This window comes from Anoxybacillus sp. (assembly GCF_036834105.1).
Classification (GTDB): domain Bacteria; phylum Bacillota; class Bacilli; order Bacillales; family Anoxybacillaceae; genus Anoxybacillus.
The window spans coordinates 1-17,659 of the sequence record NZ_DAITON010000035.1; the positions used below are offsets into that span (position 1 = coordinate 1).

The following is a 17,659-nucleotide window of genomic DNA, read 5'->3' on the forward strand; positions in this document are numbered from 1 at the left end:
CAACTTCACAAAAAAGAGCCGCTTCAATTGTAAATGTTTCTTTTAAAATTGTAAAGAAAAAATGAATATAATTGTTAGAAAAGTATCTTAATTTCTTCATTTACAAAAAAAGCTACCACCATGATGTGGTAGCTTACGTCCGCTTTGTTTGTTTACGACTCGAATCCATTTCAATATTTCCCGTTTCCTGTTCAGTTGTTCCTTGCCCTTTTACTTCTGGCGAACTTAATCCTGTCTTTGAGGCATCTTTTTTTCGTTTACTCACTTCTTTCACCTCCTACCGTCTTATTCTGCCTCGTTCATGAAAGTTCAATCGTCCCAAAATGAAATTTTGCTGTTTTTCTTCGATAAACAAAAAAGCCAAACTGTTCAAATCGTGAACTTTGCCAATGGTCTTTCAACACCACACGCTGTCGGGCCACCCGCTTTGCTTGCTCAATATGTTGTTCTGTTAAGTTTGTATATAGCGCAGCTTGTTTTAATCCTTTCATCCCATCCGCTTCCTCAATGCTCACTTCAAACATCGGATCTAAATAAACGACATCATATGACTTATCGTCACATTGCTCTAAAAACGAGCAAAAATTATCATGATGCACGTCAATACGTCTCATTGCTTCGTTTAACTCACAAATATCACTCTCCCAATGACGTAACCCTTGTTTTGTTAAGTAAGCGATATATGCACTCCCTTCAATTCCTACAACTTTCCCTCTCTCCCCAACAACTAAGCTCGCAATGATACTATCCGATGCTAAACCGAGCGTGCAATCTAAAAACGTCATCCCTCGTTGTAATTTCGTCGCTTGTAAAAATGGTTCACTTTCACCTTTTAAAATACGCTTTGCGCGAAAAGAAGCGGAGTTTGGATGAAAAAATAACGGTTCCTGTCCGTGTGGGAAATGAATTTCTAGCCTTTCTTTTCCAACGACAAGAATCGGTTCGTGTATTTGTTGTTGAATCGAAGCAATGGATCGTTTTCGACGTGGTATATATGAAATTTGTAATTCCAACGCAATTTGCCTCGCTTTTTCAATCATCTGTTCATTTGTTCTGCCAGCTGTCGTCACAATCATACGTTCACCTCAAAAGAAAAAGGATGTCAATCGGACACCCTTAACAATGTTTTTCAAACGCTTGCATAATATTTTGCATAATATTTTCAATGGAATTCGCTTCAATATCGTGGCGTGGAATAAAATGGACGACTTCTTTTCCCTTTAACAATGCCATCGATGGTGAAGAAGGTTCAATGCCTACAAAATACTCCCGCATTTTAGCCGTCGCTTCTCGATCTTGCCCTGCAAATACGGTCACGAGGTGAGTTGGTTTCTTTTCGCTCATTTGTACAGCCTGAATGGCTGCTGGGCGCGCAAGCCCCGCTGCACAACCACAAACGGAATTAATGACAACGAACGTCGTCCCTTCCACTTGTTCCATAAATTGTTCAACTTCTTCACTCGTACGCAACTCTGTAAATCCACCATTGACTAATTCATCACGCATCGGTTGCACTACTTGACGCATATATTCTTCATATGACATAAACATACGTATATCCCTCCAAATCATTCTTGCTTTTACAAGAATACAACAATGGCAATAGAAAAATCAATAAAATAAAAAACATTGAATAATTTTCTAAAAATTTTTATAATGATTGTATTTATATGATGTGAAATGGAGGTTGACGACATGCCAATTAATATTCCACGCGATCTTCCTGCAAAAGAAATATTAGAACAAGAAAATATTTTTGTTATGGATGAGGAGCGTGCCTATTCCCAAGACATTCGGCCGTTAAATATTATCATTCTAAACTTAATGCCACAAAAGGAAAAGGCGGAAACACAACTGTTGCGGTTACTCGGAAACTCACCGTTGCAAGTTCATGTAACTTTCTTGCGCCCGGAAACACATGAAGCAAAAACAACATCGAAACACCATCTCGATCAATTTTATACGACATTTCAACATGTTCAACATAGAAAATATGATGGTATGATCATTACTGGAGCACCGGTAGAACACTTGCCATTTGAACAAGTTGATTATTGGGATGAGCTGACTAAAATTATGGAATGGACAAAGACGAACGTTACATCAACGTTACATATTTGCTGGGGTGCACAAGCAGGTATGTACTATCATTACGGAATCCCTAAGTATAACTTACCACAAAAATGTTTCGGTGTATTCGACCATATACTAGAACAAAAGCACGTCAAGTTAACTCGTGGATTTGACGACATTCACAAAATTCCGCATTCACGCCATACGGATGTTAAACGTGAACATATTGAGGCTGTCTCAGAGTTAACGATTTTATCTTCATCTGAAGAAGCAGGCGTTTGTCTTGTCGTTTCAAATGACGGAAAACAAGTGTTTTTAACAGGGCATCCAGAGTATGATGCCACAACGCTAAAAGAAGAATATGAACGTGATGTGGCTAAAGGGTTGGATATACAAATTCCAAAATATTATTTTCCACATAACGACCCGAATAAGCAACCGTATAACACATGGCGTTCTCATGCTAACTTACTGTTTGTCAACTGGCTCAACTATTATGTGTATCAAGAGACACCTTATGTGTGGGAGTAAGCTTTCGCTTTATGGCGAGAGCTTTTTTATTTGTAAGTATGTAAAAAAAGAATATAATGTTTTGTATACATAACGAAAGGAGGAAAGAAAGGTGGTTGTTGAAGGTCGACACATCTCCCTCATTGTATTAGGGTTGCTATTAGCTATCTTTATGGCGGCGATGGATAATACGATTGTGGCGACAGCAATTGGTACAATCGTCGCTGACTTAGGGGGCGTTGATCAATTTGTATGGGTCACGTCTGCTTACATGGTTACGGTTATGGCTGGTATGCCTATTTTTGGAAAATTATCCGATATGTATGGAAGAAAACGATTTTTTCTTTTTGGACTCATTGTTTTTCTCATCGGCTCCGCTTTGTGTGGTTTAGCTCAAAACATCGTCCAGCTCAGCATTTTTCGTGCAATTCAAGGAGTTGGTGGCGGGGCATTAATGCCGATTGCCTTTACGATCGTATTTGATGTGTTTCCGCCAGAAAAACGTGGAAAAATGACCGGACTTCTCGGAGCGGTGTTTGGTATGTCGAGCGTATTAGGCCCATTACTCGGCGCGTATATTACGGACTACTTAAGTTGGCATTGGGTATTTTATGTTAACGTACCGATCGGTCTCGTATCCATTATTTTGATCGCTCGCTACTATAAAGAGTCGGCACAACATGCTAAACAAGTCATTGACTGGTACGGGGCTTTGACGCTCGTCGTTGCCGTCGTTAGTTTAATGTTTGCGTTAGAGCTAGGCGGAAAGCATTACGAGTGGGGTTCTATTCCAATCATTTGTTTGTTTACGGTGAGTACCGTTTTCTTTATCGCTTTTTTGTACGTAGAGACAAAAGCAAAAGAGCCGATTATCTCATTCGTTTTATTTAAACGGCGTACATTTGCGATCGCACAGCTATTAGCTTTTTTATACGGAGCGACATTCGTTATTTTAACTGTCTTTATTCCTATATTCGTACAAGCGGTATATGGCGGAACGGCCAAAAACGCAGGGCTTATTTTAATGCCAATGATGCTCGGTTCTGTTGCAGGAAGTTCAACAGCTGGAATTTCCCAAACGAAGACATCATATCGAAACATTATGTTTGTTTCAATTGTTGCCTATTTTTGTGGAATGCTTTTTCTTAGCCTTATGACACCCGAAACGTCGAAACTTTGGTTAACCATTTATATGGCGATAGCTGGATTTGGGGTTGGATTTTCTTTTTCACTTTTGCCATCGGCGTCTATGCACAATTTAGAGCCCCGTTTCCGTGGGAGAGCGAATTCAACAAATTCATTTTTTCGTTCGCTCGGCATGACAATTGGCATAACCATTTTCGGAACGATTCAATCAAATAAGCTAGCTGCTGAATTACGCGAATCATTCGGTACGAATACGACAACATTTTCGCTAGATCCACATGCGCTGTTTGAAACAGGAGCACGGGCTCAAATACCACCGAACGTGCTGCAAAAAATTGTCGATGCGATGGCTTCGTCAATTACATTTTCATTTTCTATTGCATTAATTCCGATTGCTCTTAGTGGGATAGCTATTTTCTTCATGGGAAACGAAAAATTAGAAGTTCAACAAAAAGGCAGGGGACAATGATACGTCTCCCTACCTTTTTTGCAACATAAATAACCACATAAAAGAAACGGCCTGTTTTAACTCTGTCGGTAAATGTCGGACAATAGAATTATCAATTTCGCGCTTATACACTCCTTCTCCAGCAACAACGGTAAAACCATTTTCATTGGCTAACTGTTCAAATTCCCATGGCATCATCGTATTGCAAATCACCGCCTCATCATATAAGCGGCGATAGCTATTTACTCGCGGGGCAGCTGTCGGTCCAAGGATACCTACACAAACATATGCATTTGCTTTTAACACACGCCGCACTTCTTCAAGCGCAGCAAGCGGACGTTCAGTCCATTCAAAGCAGTTAATAATCATTGCACCTGTAAACGTTTCATCTGGAAAAGGCAAATTCATAATATCTGCTTGTTGAAAATGGAGATGTTCATGATGTCTTTTCTTTTTTGCCAATTCAATCATTTCGCTTGATAAATCTAAGCCGATGACCCGATACCCTTCTTTACACAACTTGTATGATCCATATCCGTCACCGCAACCAATATCTGCAACATATCCTTCTTTAGGCATGTATGTTTTAACAAACGGAATAATCGTTTTTCGACTTCCCTGCTCCCACATGTCCTCGCTACTTTGATGCCACCACTCCGCGCGCTCATCCCACTGTTTCTCCGCCTCTTTATGCCACGTACGCATAACTCCACCCCTTTTTGAAAAAATAAACATGTTACGTTTATTGTAGCAGAAAGGAGCGAGAAACATGACAAAAAAAGTGAACCAAGGAAGCGAAAATCAAAATGCCCCAACACAACATGGGAAGTTGCACGGACATACCGGAGACAATAGTAAAGGACGGAAGCAAAACAAAAGTCAAAACGATAAAACCGACCATTGAAAAAGTCGGGCGATTAGCCCGACTCACTCTTCTTGTTTACTGACGCGAATGGCAGGTGTATTGTTGCCGACATAAAACGGGACAACTTCTTCAGGTTGATGCTCGTAAAAATATCGATTGATCTCTTGTTCAGCAAATGCTACCTCGTCTTCTATCATCGTTCGTTTTTTATCCATCATCTACTCCCCCTTTAGACGATAGGATAACCGAAAAAATGGCTATTCATGTAATGAATCATCTGAAACGATCACACCATCTTCATCAACATATACGTATGTACCCGGCTTCCACTCAATATCGCCAAAATGTACAATTGTATCTCGCATCCCTTTTCCTTCTTTTTTACTTTTGCGTGGGCATGTCCCAAGCGCAAGTACGCCAATTGGCATATTCCCTATTTCTTTTGAATCACGAATGCACCCATGTACAATAATGCCAGCCAATTGACGGTCACATGCAATTTGCGCAAGCCGATCTCCAACAAGGGCGCACTTGTTTGAACCTTTGCCATCCACAACGACGACGCTTCCTGCCGGTGCCGTTTCTAGCGCTTCCCGAACAAGAACGTTATCATCACATACATCGACGGTTGTAATTCGTCCATAAAACGTTGCTTTCCCACCGTAATTTCGGAATGAAAGAGAGCAAACACGGACACTTTCTCCATATTGATCACACAAATCTGCCGTTTTCATCCTCATCCCCCACTTTTGTCAATCTCATCATAATAATAGTCAATCTATTCTAAAAAATCAATAAATTAAAACAGGAAGATCGAGTTACTATCTTCAATCGCACCATTTGTTAAAAAATAAATGAACAAAACAAGAAAGCAATAAAAAAGGAGTGTTTCCAAAAAGCTAGATGTACGATATGTTATCACAAACCGATATCTTTTTTTAGAAAATGGCCATAGTAACGGAACACCTTGACTTGAACAATAGTCGGCTAAAACATGAAACGCATATCCAAGACATAACCCGAGCGTAAAAGGAGAAAAATGTTGTAATAATAAAACGGTAGTGATAGCCCCCCATGCTAATAATGAATGGGTAAACCCACGATGACCAAACGCCTTATTCACCTGCTTGGCAACCCCAAACGAGCGCCGACCGATGTATGAGTTAGGCTCATCAATATCTGGAAGCAAGCTCCCGAGCGTCAGCCCAGCTGCATAGGCGATTGTAAATGAAACAGGAGTGTACGCAGCAATCCCGGTTCCAATCGCTAATGATGAAACAATATGAGTATGATAACGCATCGTTTTTCCCTTCCTTTTGTAAACGTTTTATATAATATTCGTTATTAATATTCATGAATTCGAGACGGTTTTTTCAATAAATGTTCACCGCTCCAGCCAACTTTGTGAAACTATTAGCATTATACTAATATATGAACAAACTGACAAATAAAGCTGGTGAGGAAAATGAAAAAGAGTACACCCGCAGAATTAACCGTTATGAAAAGTTTAGCATTTTTAGCTGTTGTTTTTCAAAGCGCGTTACTATACGTAATGAATTATCGTTCCCCTCATCCAGAGGAAGCGATTATGATTGGCATGCTGTTTCATTTCGTCAAATTTTCTGCTCCTGTGTTCGTGTTTTTAGTAGGATTTCATATTGTTCAACATACTGTCATCGACTATCGTCAATACGTATTACACAAATGGAAAGAACTTGTTGTTCCATATGTGACGTGGTCGTTTATTTATGTTATATTGTTTTCTAGTCATCTACACGTAATCGACGTGATGAAACAACTGTTGCTTGGGGAGGCAGCCTCTCATTTATGGTACGTCGTCATGATCATGCAATTTCATTTGCTTATTGTCATCATCATTCCATTTTTTTATTGGATTGATCAAAAGAAATATTGGAAATTATTTATTATCATTAGTGCCATGATTTACATTGGTTTTATTACATTCATTTTTCCAATTGTTCAAAGCACGTCATATATACATTATATCGATCGTACGTTTTTAGCTTATTTCTTTTATTTTGGCCTAGGCGGCATGGTTGCGTACACGCTCCCAACATGGCGGAAATTCGTCATTCGAGTTATTCCACTTAACACATTTTTGTTTTTATCACTTTTTATCTTTGTTAGTTATGAGCTGTTTACATCACAAGGCATCTTTTCTATCGATTTAACGATGATTACGTATTTAAAGCCTTCGATGGTGTTGTATGTCACATCAGAAATTTTCTTGCTATACGCTTTATCAATTACCATTGTGCAAACAAAATCTCGATTGTATACGGCGTTACGTTTCATTAGTCGATATACGTATGGGGCATATATTGCACATATGTTTTTCTTATACGTGTTTGCACCAATCATTCCGACAACGATGTATTCGATGTTGCAAGCTATTATATTATTTACAATCACAACAATCGTTTCCGTTGGCGTTTGCTATATTATACATGCTACACCACTTAGCTTGCTGTTTATCGGTCAAGTGCGTGAGCATCGAACGATTCCCATTGTATCGCTATCGAAATCTAAAAAAAGTGTCCCAAGTTAACATTTGGGATGCTTTTTTATTTTGTTCACACAAGCCGCTTCTTATTTCAAACATATAATGATTGAACAAATAGGAACAGGAGGAAAATCATGAGCATTCGCCGAAAAATCCTTTTATTTTTTTTCGCTGTTTCGTTGTTCGTCATATGTATGGGGGCATTTCAAATATTCAAAATGAACGAAACAGGTGACATGTATAAGCGCTTAATCAACTATCGTTTTGATATTATTACGAAAACAGATGAAATGGTTACTTCTTTTTACGAGGAAAGAAAAGATGTGCTCACTTATCTACTATTAAAAGATGACAAATTTTTAAGGAGCTACGAAGAAAAAAGAAAACGATTTTATAAAAATTACGAACAAATTAACTCAACGTTATCAACAGAAGAAAGTAAAGCAATCATCAATCAGCTACAGCAACTGGAATATCAATATTTTCTACTCGTGCAACAATTTTTACGCACAGCCCATGAACAAGAACGCGCACATGTTGTCACCGAACTACAAAAAACAGGCGAACTCTTTTTACAAACAGCAGAACAAATGTTGCAACGACAAAAATCTTTACTAAAAGATGATCAACAGCGTATTGAACGGTACACAAAACAAACATATACTATATCTTTCACGATCATCGTATTCCTCATTTTGTTTGGTAGCGTTTCTTCTTTCCTAATCAGCCGTCAAATCTCTAAACCAATTCGTCTCGTTTCCGATGAACTCAAGCGCGTGGCAAAACAAGATTTATCCTCCCCTCCTTTATTAGTTAAAACAAAAGATGAAACAAAACATATGATTGAATCCATTAACGTTATGAAAACAACATTAAAAGAAACGATTCAAATGATGAAAGACGTATCTTTCCAAATCGCATCGCAAGCAGAACAATTTGCAGCAAGCGCAGAACAAAGTACACAATCAGCAGAAAAAGCGGCAGAAATGGCGGAACTCACATTTACAGAAGCACAGAAACAGCTACACATGTTGCAACAATGTGATTTGTCATTACGCGAACTAGCAATAGGAATGAATCAAATCGCAGAAAGTAGCGAGGACTTACTGACTTCAGCTGAGCGAGCACATGACTCAGTCAATAAAGGAAAACAGGCCATTCAAACTGTTACAGCACAAGCACACGACATGCGTGATGCAATGTTTACGACAAAAGCACTCGTTGATTCCCTAGAGCACCATTCAGAGAAAATTGAGAAAATTACAAATGTGATCACCGCCATTGCGGAACAAACTAATTTACTTGCCTTAAATGCTGCTATTGAAGCCGCGCGGGCCGGTGATCACGGAAAAGGATTTGCTGTGGTAGCTGACGAAGTACGTAAGCTATCTGAGCAATCAAAAGAAGCGGCAAAAGAAATCGAAACAATGCTAGATAGAATAAAAATGGAAACAAAAAAAGTATCGCAATCCATGGAACATAATACAAGAAAACTCGTTGATGGCGAAACATATTATGACACTGCAGAACGCTCGTTTCGCGCAATTGATGAGTCTGTGGAACAAGTGTTTTCTAAAGTGCAAACCACATCGGCAGCTATCGAGCAAATAACCGCCATTTCCAACGAACTAACTCAAACAATGAATCAACTGAAGCAACTTTCTGAGCAAGTGATGCAAAAAAGCAAAGAAAGCACAATAACAGTTGAAGAACAACTAGCTATGAACGAACAAATCACTTCTAGTGCCCAAACGCTTGCCACACTCGGCGAGCAACTCCGCACAACAGTTGAGTCATTTCGTATGTAGACGTGCCATATTTGTGCACGTCTACATCATGCTATAATACTTTGCTAACTCGATGACCATTGCTCCCATTCTTTCATGAGCCGGTGCGATCACACGATTAATTCCTTCCTCTTGTAACGCTTCTTTCGTTACTTTTCCAACAGCAACAGCTACGATATCTTCGGCAAAAGCCTGCTTAATCTGTTCGACATATCCGTGCTCACGGACAAATGAGAAGAAAAAGCGGACTTGAATCGCTGATGTAAAACAAACCGCTTGCACAGCATAGGAAATAATGTCATCAGTAAGCTGCTTCATTACATCGAATGTAGGCGGAGTATGTCGATATGGCCATATTTCCTTATATAAAGCCCCTCGCTTAACTAAAAATTGTTGTAATGATGGAATGGAGTCTCCATAAAGCTGGACAACAACTTTTTTGTTTTTCCAGTCTACTTTTTCTAATGCATGGATCAAACCTTTCGTTGTTCCATCGTCTGCACATATGCGAGGGGTAATTCCATATGTACGTAATACATTCACCGTTTTATAACCGCGTACCGCTACATGCGCATGACGAATGGTCTGAAGCAACAATTGTTCGATTCCATATTCCTTCGCCTTTTTGATCAATGCTTCCACACCAATTCCCGTTGTGAAAATAAACCAATCATTTTGTTCGTGAACGATGTGATGAAGCTGTTGTTCGAGCTCCTCATTCAAAAATGTCGTTCCTTGGGCGGGTCGCGAAATCGGAATACCTCCTTGTTTGGCAATAAGCGCGCTCATTTCTTCAATTTTTCGTGAAGCACATAGCACAATCTTTTTGTTTGCTAATGCCTTTTCCATACGTCATCCCCCTTTTTCTTCCCATCATACCATATAAAAGTGAAAAGTAGCGCAAAATTTGTTGAATCTTGACATAAAACATCGAACTGTTTTATGTTCACAACGTAACTACATTAGCTTACAATGTAAAAGAAATCATTCGTCGAAAATATTCTCATTATTCCGAAATACATGTCGAAAGGAGCGGGCTTATATGCCCTTATTAATTAAGGAAATATTACTGAACTTATTTTTTATTATATTAGCGCTACTAATTGTTCCTATTTGGCTTGAAGAACGCCGTATATCTGATCGCTTGAAGTCTATTTTAAAAACGCTTTCAGTTAGCATATGTATTGTCTTCTGTATGACGTTTCCTATTCAAACAACAAACGAGTTCATTTTTGATTTACGGCAGGTGGCGATTTGGATTGGCGGCTTGTACGGTGGGGCGTTCTCTACCCTTTTTCTTGCGATGATCACTGTAATTTATCGGATCATTATTGGCGGAACAGAAGGTATTATCGTCACAATGATCGTTACAACAACTCAATTTATTGTCTGTTTATTTTTTTATAAAAAGTTTCAGACACATTTATCTTCCAAACAACGAATTGCCACCATTACTGCCCTATCAGTTGGAACAGCTGTTTTAACGATCGTATTATCCTATATGTGGATGAATGATGAGCAACAGCTTATCCATATGCTTTCGACGTATTTCCCAGCTCAACCACTTACAGCATTTTTAGGTTCCTATATTACAGAGACGATTCAAAAACATAGCGATCTTCGGCGTCGCATCATTCGCGCTGAGAAAATGGAGGTTGTTGGGCATTTAGCCGCTTCGATTTCACACGAAGTGCGGAACCCGTTAACTGTATCTAGAGGATTTATGCAATTGTTGTTACAAAGTGAACGAGTAAACTATAAGGATAGACAATATATTCAAATTGCCATTGAGGAAATTGATCGCGCAGAAGCAATTATTACAGATTATTTGACATTTGCTAAACCTGCGCCAGAACATGTCGAAAAGTTAAATGTCAAAACCGAAATTGAGCGAGTCATTGATATTTTACGTCCTCTTGCAAACATGAGTAGTATCGAAATTCAACCTTCCCTTTTGCCATTTGCCGTAAAAGGAGAGCGTCAAAAATTTCAACAATGTTTACTGAACGTAATGAAAAACGCTATTGAAGCTATGCCGAACGGAGGAACGTTGCGCATTAACGTATCGATTGATAAAGATTATGTGTTGATTCATATCGGTGATACCGGGATTGGAATGACAAAAGAACAAATTGAACGTCTAGGCGAGCCTTATTTTACGACAAAAGGAACGAAAGGGACAGGCCTTGGGATGATGGTTGTTTACCGCATTGTTGAAACGATGAAAGGCGATTTATTTATTCATAGTGAGGTCGGTCAAGGAACAGATGTATATATGTACTTTCCTTCATATTATAAATCAGATGTCGAAAAATCATCCAAACGCTCTGTTGAACAAGTTAGCTGCTAACTTGTTCTTTTTCTTTTTTTTTAAATTTTAATTTGATTATTTAGAACATAGTTTAATTAAATAAAGGTCGTGTACGAAACGACCTTTTACAACTGTTTGGCAAAATTACGACCGAACGCAATACATAGTTGCTTTTCTTCATTTGTCGGCGTCAATTCTACTTTCAGTCCCTCGAGGACGACTTCTGCGCCGCGCTCCTGTAATTTTTCAATTAAAATGTCGACAGCTGCACCGTACTTTTCGTAACTGGAATCGCATGAACCGAAAACAGCAGCTTTTTTGCCTGTTAAATCAACGTCGTCTAATTCATCATAAAAATCTAAAAAATCATCTGGTAATTCTCCATCTCCCCATGTGTACGCCCCCAGCAAAATCCCGTCATATTGTTCAAGCTCTACCGCTACGGCATCTAACACTTCTTTTACATTCAACTCAATCCCTTGTTCACGAACCCCTTCGGCAATCGCTTCAGCCATCTCTTCTGTATTCCCTGTCATGCTTGTAAATATCATGATTGCTTTTGTCATGCATAGCCCCCCTATGTATATAAGTGATGATTATTTTCAATAATTATATTAAATGATAATGATTATCTTTGTCAATTTTAAAAAAAAACGCGCGATGTTGTCATCGCACGCTTACTTTTTATCTATCATTCTTTTACTTCTTTTTTCCATAATCCAACCATAAACGCTGTCACAAGTGAACCAACTAAAATCGCAAGTACATATAACAATGGATTTCCTTTTACGATTGGGATAACGAAAATGCCACCATGTGGTGCAGGAAGACCGATGCCAAACATCATTGTTAACGCTCCTGCGATAGCTGAACCGACAATAATTGATGGAATGACGCGCCCTGGGTCAGCTGCAGCGAACGGAATAGCCCCTTCTGTAATAAACGAAGCTCCCATAATGTAGCACGTCTTTCCTGCTTCCCTTTCTGCTTTTGTAAATTTCTTTTTAAACAGCGTTGTTGCGAGCGCTAATCCTAAAGGAGGAACCATTCCACCTGCCATAATGGCTGCATGTGGAGCGTAGTTTCCTGCATCAATCATCGCAATTCCAAACGTAAACGCTGCTTTATTAATCGGTCCTCCCATGTCAACCGCCATCATTCCTCCAAGAATGAGACCAAGGAGAATGAGGTTGCCTGTACCCATATTTTCAAGCCATGTCTTCATTCCTTCATTTAATGCTTTTACCGGATCAATAACGACGTACATCATAATAAGTCCTGTAAGTAGTATACCGAATAACGGATAAAGGAGAACAGGTTTAATTCCTTCGAGTGATTGTGGCAAACGACTAAACCATTTTTTTAACGCTACAACAAGATATCCTGCTAAGAAGCCTGCGATTAATCCACCTAAAAAACCAGCGCCACCATTCGCTGCCATAAATCCTCCGACCATCCCTGGCGCAAATCCTGGACGGTCCGCAATGCTCATTGCAATGAAGCCAGCCAATACAGGAATCATGAGTGCGAAGGCACTGCCGCCACCAATGTCCATCAACGCTTTGGCGATTGGATGGAACGACGGATCGTTCGGATCAAACGCCTTAATACCGAAAATAAACGAAATTGCGATTAAAATACCACCACCGACAACGAACGGAAGCATATTGGATACGCCGTTCATTAAATGCTTATAAAAGCCTGTTCGTTCTTTTGGAATATACGAATGATTCCCACCGCTTGCTCGATAAATTGGAGCATCTTGTTTTAAGGCGCGATCAATGAGCTGCTCTGGTTTACGGATCGCATCAGCAACAGGTACTTGGATAACATGTTTACCGTCAAATCGATCCATTTCTACTTGTTTATCCGCTGCAACGATAATCGCTACGGCTTCTTCAATGTCTTGCTTTGTTAACTCGTTTTTCACACCGCTTGAACCATTTGTTTCTACTTTAATATCGACTCCCATTTCTTTAGCTTTTGCCTTTAAAGCATCAGCAGCCATATACGTATGCGCAATCCCTGTCGGACAAGCTGTAACAGCCAATATTCTCTTTTTGCCAAACTGTTGTTTTTCTTCTGTCATCGTTTCCCCCTCCTTTTCTTGGATCGCTTGAATAATGTCGTACTTTGTTGAAGCGTTTTCAATTTTCGAACGGAATGATGCGTCCATTAACAACGTCGATAACCGAGAGAGAGCTTCCAAATGTGTGTCATTTGCTCCTTCAGGCGCTGCGATCATAAAAAACAAGTGGCTTCGTTTTCCGTCCAACGCATCGTAGTCAATTCCTTCTTTTGAGCGCCCAAAAACAACTGCTGGCGTACGAACTGCTTTCGTTTTCGCATGTGGAATAGCAATTCCTTCACCAATTCCTGTCGTACTTTGCGCCTCTCGTGCAAAAATCGCTTCTAGAAACATTTCGCGATCATACAATTTCCCCGTCTTCTCTAGCACATCTGCTAATTCCTCGATGACTTCTGTTTTTGTTTTTGACTTCAAATCAAGGACAATTGTATCTTCTGTCAATATATCCGTAATCCTCATACAGCATCCTCCATTCTTGTAATAGTGACTTCACTTAACAAACGATGAACCCCGTCCTCCGTACATAAATCTTCAGAAAAAGCTGTTGCACTACCAGCCGCAACGCTATATCGAAACGCCTCCTCAAGTGTTGCTTCGTTTACATATGAAGCCAAAAATCCAGCCACCATAGAATCACCAGCCCCGACGGAATTTCTTACTGTCCCTTTCGGAGCTTGAGCGACTAATATTACGTCTTTATGAAACAAAATCGCTCCATCTCCTGCCAATGATACAATGACATGTTGAACACCATGTTCAATTAGTTTTTTTCCACATTCAATGATCTGATGTCGACTATGAATATCTATTTCAAACAATTCTCCGAGTTCAACTTGGTTTGGCTTAAGTAAAAACGGCTCGTATGCGATCGCTTGTTTCAACGCGTTTCCACTCGTATCAACAACAACAGCTACCCGTTGTTTTTTTGCTTCTTCGATCATCCTTATATAAAAAGCATCGTCAACGGACGGTGGAAGACTTCCACCTAGTACGAGAATATCACCTTTCTTTAGTTGTTTTATTTTAGCGATCAGCGCTTCTTTATGTTCGTCACTAATAGTAGGTCCTTCACCGTTAATTTCAGTTTCTTTTTCCCCTTTTAACTTAATGTTCAGTCTCGTTTGACCTGCTACGGTAATAAAATCTGTCAAAATATTCTCCCGTTTTAATTCATCAGAAATGAATTGTCCTGTAAACCCTCCGACAAAACCGAGTGCAACGTTATGGACATTTAATCGCTTCAATACACGCGATACGTTAATTCCTTTCCCACCAGGAAAGTATGCTGTTTTTGTTGCACGATTTAATTGTCCTATCTCGATTTGTTGTGCTTCAACAATATAATCAACGGAAGGATTTAATGTACATGTATAAATCATGCTTTCACAACCTCTACTGTCGTTTTTGCTTCGTACATTGCTAGTAATTCTTCATCCGTTTCATTCGTAATCATCGTAGCTTCCTGTAATTCGGCAATTTTAGCAAACGTACTTTCATTAAGTTTTGAATGATCCGCTAATACGAAAGCTTGTCGAGATAAATGAATGGCTGTTTGTTTCATAAACGCTTCTTCCGGATCAGGAGTCGTATAGCCAGAATCAATATGAACACCGTTTACACCGATAAAACATTTGTCGAAGCTATATTGTTGCAACGAATGGATCGCTCCTCGGCCAATTAGCGCATTCGTTTTTTTCTTGACAAAGCCCCCGACAAGATACGTTGGAATATTCCTTTCTAACAGCGCTTCAATGTGCATAATACCGTTTGTCACGACGACAATATCTTTCGCTTCAATATAAGGGATCATCTGCCATGTCGTTGTTCCTGCATCCAAATAAATGCAGTCCCCGTCTTGAATCAGGCTTGCGGCATATTTACCAATAAGTTGTTTTTCGTGAATATTTTTAGTCGATTTTTCAAAAACGCTTAACTCTTCTCTTTTTTGCTGTAATAACGCCGCACCACCATGGACACGCTTTAGCTTTTTTTGTTTTTCTAGCTGACTTAAATCGCGCCGAATTGTTGATTCTGAACATTGTGTAGCTTCAACAAACTCATGCAACTTTACGACTTCTTTTTCTTGCAACAACTGTAAAATAACACGATGTCGTTCCGGTGTTAACAACTCTACACCTCCTTATTTTAAATCGCTTACATCTTTATCATATCGGACTATAGGTAAAAAATCAATCAAATTCAATCAATTTAAATCAAAAATAATCATATTATTTCACAATACATTCAAAAACGTTCATTTTTCAGAAAAATAAAAACTGCCTCATGTTGAGACAGTCTCATCTGTACGTATGACTTTTTCGAGATAATATTCTTCAATCATTTGGATAAATGGCTCGACGTATTGAGGATCAAATTGCGTACCAGAACAGCGTCGCAATTCAACAATCGCTTCGGAGAATGTTTTCGTTCGTTGATATGGACGGTCCGTTGTCATTGCATCAAATGAATCGATAATACATAAAATACGTGCTAACTTCGGAATTTGTTCGTCTTTTAGTCCATAAGGATAGCCCTTTCCATCGTAACGCTCATGATGAAGTTCAACGAGAGGGATGACTTCTTCAAATCGTCCATCAGAAAGTATAATTTCTTTTCCCCATATGACGTGTTTTTCCATTATTTCCCATTCATCTGGATCGAGTTTGCTTGTTTTATTAATAATATCGCGGGAAACTTCAATTTTCCCAATATCATGAACAAGTGCCCCTAAAACGAGAGTTCGTTTCTCTTCTTCTGTAAGAGGAAGACGATCACTAAACTCCATTGCATATGTAAATACACGTTTACTATGACGGTATGTATACACGTCTTTATAAAGCAACAGTTTCAACTGCTCTTCAATCGCATCTAAATCTTCTTTAAATTTCAATGCATCACGGGATATTCTTTTCGCATCGTACAGTTGTACGTTATTTTTCCCTTGTGCCTTTGAATAATAAAGCGCCTGGTCTGCTTTATGTAACAGTTCACTTTCTTCATACATATCTGATTCATATTCAGCAATTCCACACGAAAACGAAATACAGCGATAAGGAAGGCGCTCCACCCCATCAAATGGTGTATCGTTTAGCTTTTTTCGCACTCCATCCATGAAAGCTGCTGCCTCATGCTTTGTTGTTTTCGGTAAAATGATCGCAAACTCTTCTCCTCCGTAGCGCGCAACTGTGAAACCACGCTCTTTCATTTCATTCTTTAAATATTCCCCAACAAATTTTAACAATCGATCACCTTGCACATGACCATGATAATCATTATATTTTTTAAAATCATCTAAATCTAAAAAAGCAAGCGAAAGCTGATCACCTGCTTTTTTCGTCTCCTGAAACAGCTCTTTTAAATAATCTTTAAAATATCCATGATTATATAGGCCGGTGAGATAATCCTTATTTGCTTGATTGGACATTTCTTGATAAAGGTATAAAAATTTCTTAAAAACTAATGACAGACAGATAACTAGTATTGTAAAAATAAACAATCCGAAAAATAAATCATTCTTAATTATTAATCCTAGAACGAAAGAAAGAAGGAGTGTGACTGAGTAACTAATAAGTGCTTCATTAAATACTCCCTCACTAAACATATTGTATAAAGCAAAAAATAAATCTCGCTTTGATAAAAATGCGAAAAAAACATACATGAGAAGAATGTTAACTAATCCGTAAACAGTTAAACTGAGAAGATATCCAAAAAAATCTTTATGTTCAATCATACCGACTTGGATGGATAGGTTCGTTAATACATAATTTGCACTACTTATCATTAAACAATACATCGAAAAATTGAAAAAGTGCTTCCACCAAGCCATTTTTCTGTTATAAAAAAAATAAACTATACCCGTGGTGCTAGTTGAGCGCTAGCGCTCAACTAGCCCAAGTGTGACAAGTG

19 protein-coding genes are annotated in these 17,659 nt (G+C 38.9%); 6 read left to right on the forward strand and 13 right to left on the reverse strand.

The window, feature by feature from the left end; genetic code table 11:
- Positions 1 to 133: 133 nt before the first annotated feature.
- Genes V7Z64_RS05455 through V7Z64_RS05465 form a run of 3 tightly spaced genes read right to left on the reverse strand, consistent with a single transcriptional unit; the run spans position 134 to position 1,551 of the window.
- Complete coding sequence (locus V7Z64_RS05455; protein WP_297988409.1) at positions 134 to 265, reverse strand: YuzL family protein; 132 nt, start codon at positions 263 to 265, stop codon at positions 134 to 136.
- Positions 266 to 299: 34 nt separating this feature from the next.
- Entirely contained in the window at positions 300 to 1,076 is a 777-nt protein-coding gene (locus V7Z64_RS05460) for a class I SAM-dependent methyltransferase (protein ID WP_297988407.1), read from the reverse strand.
- Positions 1,077 to 1,116: 40 nt separating this feature from the next.
- Positions 1,117 to 1,551 carry a BrxA/BrxB family bacilliredoxin gene (locus tag V7Z64_RS05465; protein WP_003397253.1) on the reverse strand — a complete coding sequence of 145 codons (435 nt, stop codon included), beginning with the start codon at positions 1,549 to 1,551 and terminating at the stop codon, positions 1,117 to 1,119.
- Positions 1,552 to 1,695: 144 nt separating this feature from the next.
- Here V7Z64_RS05465 and metA point away from each other — a divergent pair, with 144 nt between their 5' ends.
- Both metA and V7Z64_RS05475 read left to right on the forward strand, forming a co-directional pair.
- A complete protein-coding gene (gene metA, locus V7Z64_RS05470; protein ID WP_297988402.1) occupies positions 1,696 to 2,604 on the forward strand; it encodes a homoserine O-acetyltransferase MetA in 909 nt (302 codons plus the stop codon).
- A gap of 91 nt (positions 2,605 to 2,695) precedes the next feature.
- On the forward strand, positions 2,696 to 4,198 hold the full coding sequence (locus tag V7Z64_RS05475; protein ID WP_297988399.1) for an MDR family MFS transporter: 1,503 nt from the start codon (positions 2,696 to 2,698) through the stop codon (positions 4,196 to 4,198).
- 9 nt (positions 4,199 to 4,207) lie between these two features.
- On the opposite strand, the gene V7Z64_RS05480 is transcribed toward V7Z64_RS05475, so the two are convergent.
- Complete coding sequence (locus tag V7Z64_RS05480) at positions 4,208 to 4,882, reverse strand: class I SAM-dependent methyltransferase (protein ID WP_297988396.1); 675 nt, start codon at positions 4,880 to 4,882, stop codon at positions 4,208 to 4,210.
- Between the two features lie 64 nt (positions 4,883 to 4,946).
- Between V7Z64_RS05480 and V7Z64_RS05485 the strand changes: the two genes are divergently transcribed.
- Positions 4,947 to 5,081 (forward strand): hypothetical protein, encoded by a 135-nt coding sequence (locus V7Z64_RS05485; RefSeq protein ID WP_003397258.1) that lies wholly within the window; start codon positions 4,947 to 4,949, stop codon positions 5,079 to 5,081.
- A gap of 23 nt (positions 5,082 to 5,104) precedes the next feature.
- On the opposite strand, the gene V7Z64_RS05490 is transcribed toward V7Z64_RS05485, so the two are convergent.
- The 3 genes from V7Z64_RS05490 to V7Z64_RS05500 form a co-directional block, all read right to left on the reverse strand.
- On the reverse strand, positions 5,105 to 5,260 hold the full coding sequence (locus V7Z64_RS05490) for a hypothetical protein (protein ID WP_219986294.1): 156 nt from the start codon (positions 5,258 to 5,260) through the stop codon (positions 5,105 to 5,107).
- Between the two features lie 39 nt (positions 5,261 to 5,299).
- Entirely contained in the window at positions 5,300 to 5,776 is a 477-nt protein-coding gene (gene rraA, locus V7Z64_RS05495; RefSeq protein WP_003397259.1) for a ribonuclease E activity regulator RraA, read from the reverse strand.
- 65 nt (positions 5,777 to 5,841) lie between these two features.
- Positions 5,842 to 6,342: a metal-dependent hydrolase gene (locus tag V7Z64_RS05500; protein WP_297988389.1), complete on the reverse strand. Its 501-nt coding sequence runs from the start codon at positions 6,340 to 6,342 to the stop codon at positions 5,842 to 5,844.
- Between the two features lie 165 nt (positions 6,343 to 6,507).
- Between V7Z64_RS05500 and V7Z64_RS05505 the strand changes: the two genes are divergently transcribed.
- Together V7Z64_RS05505 and V7Z64_RS05510 are read left to right on the forward strand one after the other, a co-directional pair.
- A complete protein-coding gene (locus tag V7Z64_RS05505; protein ID WP_297988387.1) occupies positions 6,508 to 7,611 on the forward strand; it encodes an acyltransferase in 1,104 nt (367 codons plus the stop codon).
- A gap of 89 nt (positions 7,612 to 7,700) precedes the next feature.
- On the forward strand, positions 7,701 to 9,374 hold the full coding sequence (locus V7Z64_RS05510) for a methyl-accepting chemotaxis protein (protein ID WP_297988384.1): 1,674 nt from the start codon (positions 7,701 to 7,703) through the stop codon (positions 9,372 to 9,374).
- A gap of 21 nt (positions 9,375 to 9,395) precedes the next feature.
- On the opposite strand, the gene V7Z64_RS05515 is transcribed toward V7Z64_RS05510, so the two are convergent.
- On the reverse strand, positions 9,396 to 10,202 hold the full coding sequence (locus V7Z64_RS05515) for a uroporphyrinogen-III synthase (RefSeq protein ID WP_297988382.1): 807 nt from the start codon (positions 10,200 to 10,202) through the stop codon (positions 9,396 to 9,398).
- 193 nt (positions 10,203 to 10,395) lie between these two features.
- Between V7Z64_RS05515 and V7Z64_RS05520 the strand changes: the two genes are divergently transcribed.
- Positions 10,396 to 11,703: an ATP-binding protein gene (locus V7Z64_RS05520; RefSeq protein WP_297988380.1), complete on the forward strand. Its 1,308-nt coding sequence runs from the start codon at positions 10,396 to 10,398 to the stop codon at positions 11,701 to 11,703.
- Positions 11,704 to 11,789: 86 nt separating this feature from the next.
- On the opposite strand, the gene V7Z64_RS05525 is transcribed toward V7Z64_RS05520, so the two are convergent.
- The 5 genes from V7Z64_RS05525 to V7Z64_RS05545 all read right to left on the reverse strand — a co-directional run bounded on the left by V7Z64_RS05525 (position 11,790) and on the right by V7Z64_RS05545 (position 17,579).
- Positions 11,790 to 12,230, reverse strand: a complete 441-nt coding sequence (locus V7Z64_RS05525) for a flavodoxin (protein WP_297988378.1) — start codon at positions 12,228 to 12,230, stop codon at positions 11,790 to 11,792.
- A 125-nt stretch (positions 12,231 to 12,355) separates the two neighbouring features.
- On the reverse strand, positions 12,356 to 14,212 hold the full coding sequence (locus V7Z64_RS05530) for a PTS fructose transporter subunit IIABC (RefSeq protein ID WP_219986279.1): 1,857 nt from the start codon (positions 14,210 to 14,212) through the stop codon (positions 12,356 to 12,358).
- The gene (gene pfkB / locus V7Z64_RS05535) at positions 14,209 to 15,132 is read right to left on the reverse strand and encodes a 1-phosphofructokinase (protein WP_297988375.1); all 924 of its coding nucleotides are present in this window, start codon (positions 15,130 to 15,132) and stop codon (positions 14,209 to 14,211) included. Before pfkB ends, V7Z64_RS05530 begins: the two co-directional genes overlap by 4 nt.
- Complete coding sequence (locus tag V7Z64_RS05540; protein WP_297988373.1) at positions 15,129 to 15,881, reverse strand: DeoR/GlpR family DNA-binding transcription regulator; 753 nt, start codon at positions 15,879 to 15,881, stop codon at positions 15,129 to 15,131. The genes pfkB and V7Z64_RS05540 overlap by 4 nt, the downstream gene beginning before the upstream one ends.
- Positions 15,882 to 16,034: 153 nt before the next feature.
- A complete protein-coding gene (locus tag V7Z64_RS05545) occupies positions 16,035 to 17,579 on the reverse strand; it encodes a bifunctional diguanylate cyclase/phosphohydrolase (protein WP_297988371.1) in 1,545 nt (514 codons plus the stop codon).
- Positions 17,580 to 17,659: the final 80 nt, after the last annotated feature.

Bases quoted from the DNA above. Each gene is read 5' to 3' on its own strand.
- V7Z64_RS05490 (WP_219986294.1), bottom strand. From the start codon at position 5,260: ATGATGGATAAAAAACGAACGATGATAGAAGACGAGGTAGCATTTGCT.
- V7Z64_RS05520 (WP_297988380.1), top strand. From the start codon at position 10,396: ATGCCCTTATTAATTAAGGAAATATTACTGAACTTATTTTTTATTATA.
- V7Z64_RS05500 (WP_297988389.1), bottom strand. From the start codon at position 6,342: ATGCGTTATCATACTCATATTGTTTCATCATTAGCGATTGGAACCGGG.
- V7Z64_RS05545 (WP_297988371.1), bottom strand. From the start codon at position 17,579: ATGGCTTGGTGGAAGCACTTTTTCAATTTTTCGATGTATTGTTTAATG.
- V7Z64_RS05515 (WP_297988382.1), bottom strand. From the start codon at position 10,202: ATGGAAAAGGCATTAGCAAACAAAAAGATTGTGCTATGTGCTTCACGA.
- rraA (WP_003397259.1), bottom strand. From the start codon at position 5,776: ATGAAAACGGCAGATTTGTGTGATCAATATGGAGAAAGTGTCCGTGTT.
- V7Z64_RS05460 (WP_297988407.1), bottom strand. From the start codon at position 1,076: ATGATTGTGACGACAGCTGGCAGAACAAATGAACAGATGATTGAAAAA.
- V7Z64_RS05525 (WP_297988378.1), bottom strand. From the start codon at position 12,230: ATGACAAAAGCAATCATGATATTTACAAGCATGACAGGGAATACAGAA.
- V7Z64_RS05465 (WP_003397253.1), bottom strand. From the start codon at position 1,551: ATGTTTATGTCATATGAAGAATATATGCGTCAAGTAGTGCAACCGATG.
- V7Z64_RS05485 (WP_003397258.1), top strand. From the start codon at position 4,947: ATGACAAAAAAAGTGAACCAAGGAAGCGAAAATCAAAATGCCCCAACA.
- V7Z64_RS05480 (WP_297988396.1), bottom strand. From the start codon at position 4,882: ATGCGTACGTGGCATAAAGAGGCGGAGAAACAGTGGGATGAGCGCGCG.
- V7Z64_RS05530 (WP_219986279.1), bottom strand. From the start codon at position 14,212: ATGAGGATTACGGATATATTGACAGAAGATACAATTGTCCTTGATTTG.
- pfkB (WP_297988375.1), bottom strand. From the start codon at position 15,132: ATGATTTATACATGTACATTAAATCCTTCCGTTGATTATATTGTTGAA.
- V7Z64_RS05505 (WP_297988387.1), top strand. From the start codon at position 6,508: ATGAAAAAGAGTACACCCGCAGAATTAACCGTTATGAAAAGTTTAGCA.
- metA (WP_297988402.1), top strand. From the start codon at position 1,696: ATGCCAATTAATATTCCACGCGATCTTCCTGCAAAAGAAATATTAGAA.
- V7Z64_RS05510 (WP_297988384.1), top strand. From the start codon at position 7,701: ATGAGCATTCGCCGAAAAATCCTTTTATTTTTTTTCGCTGTTTCGTTG.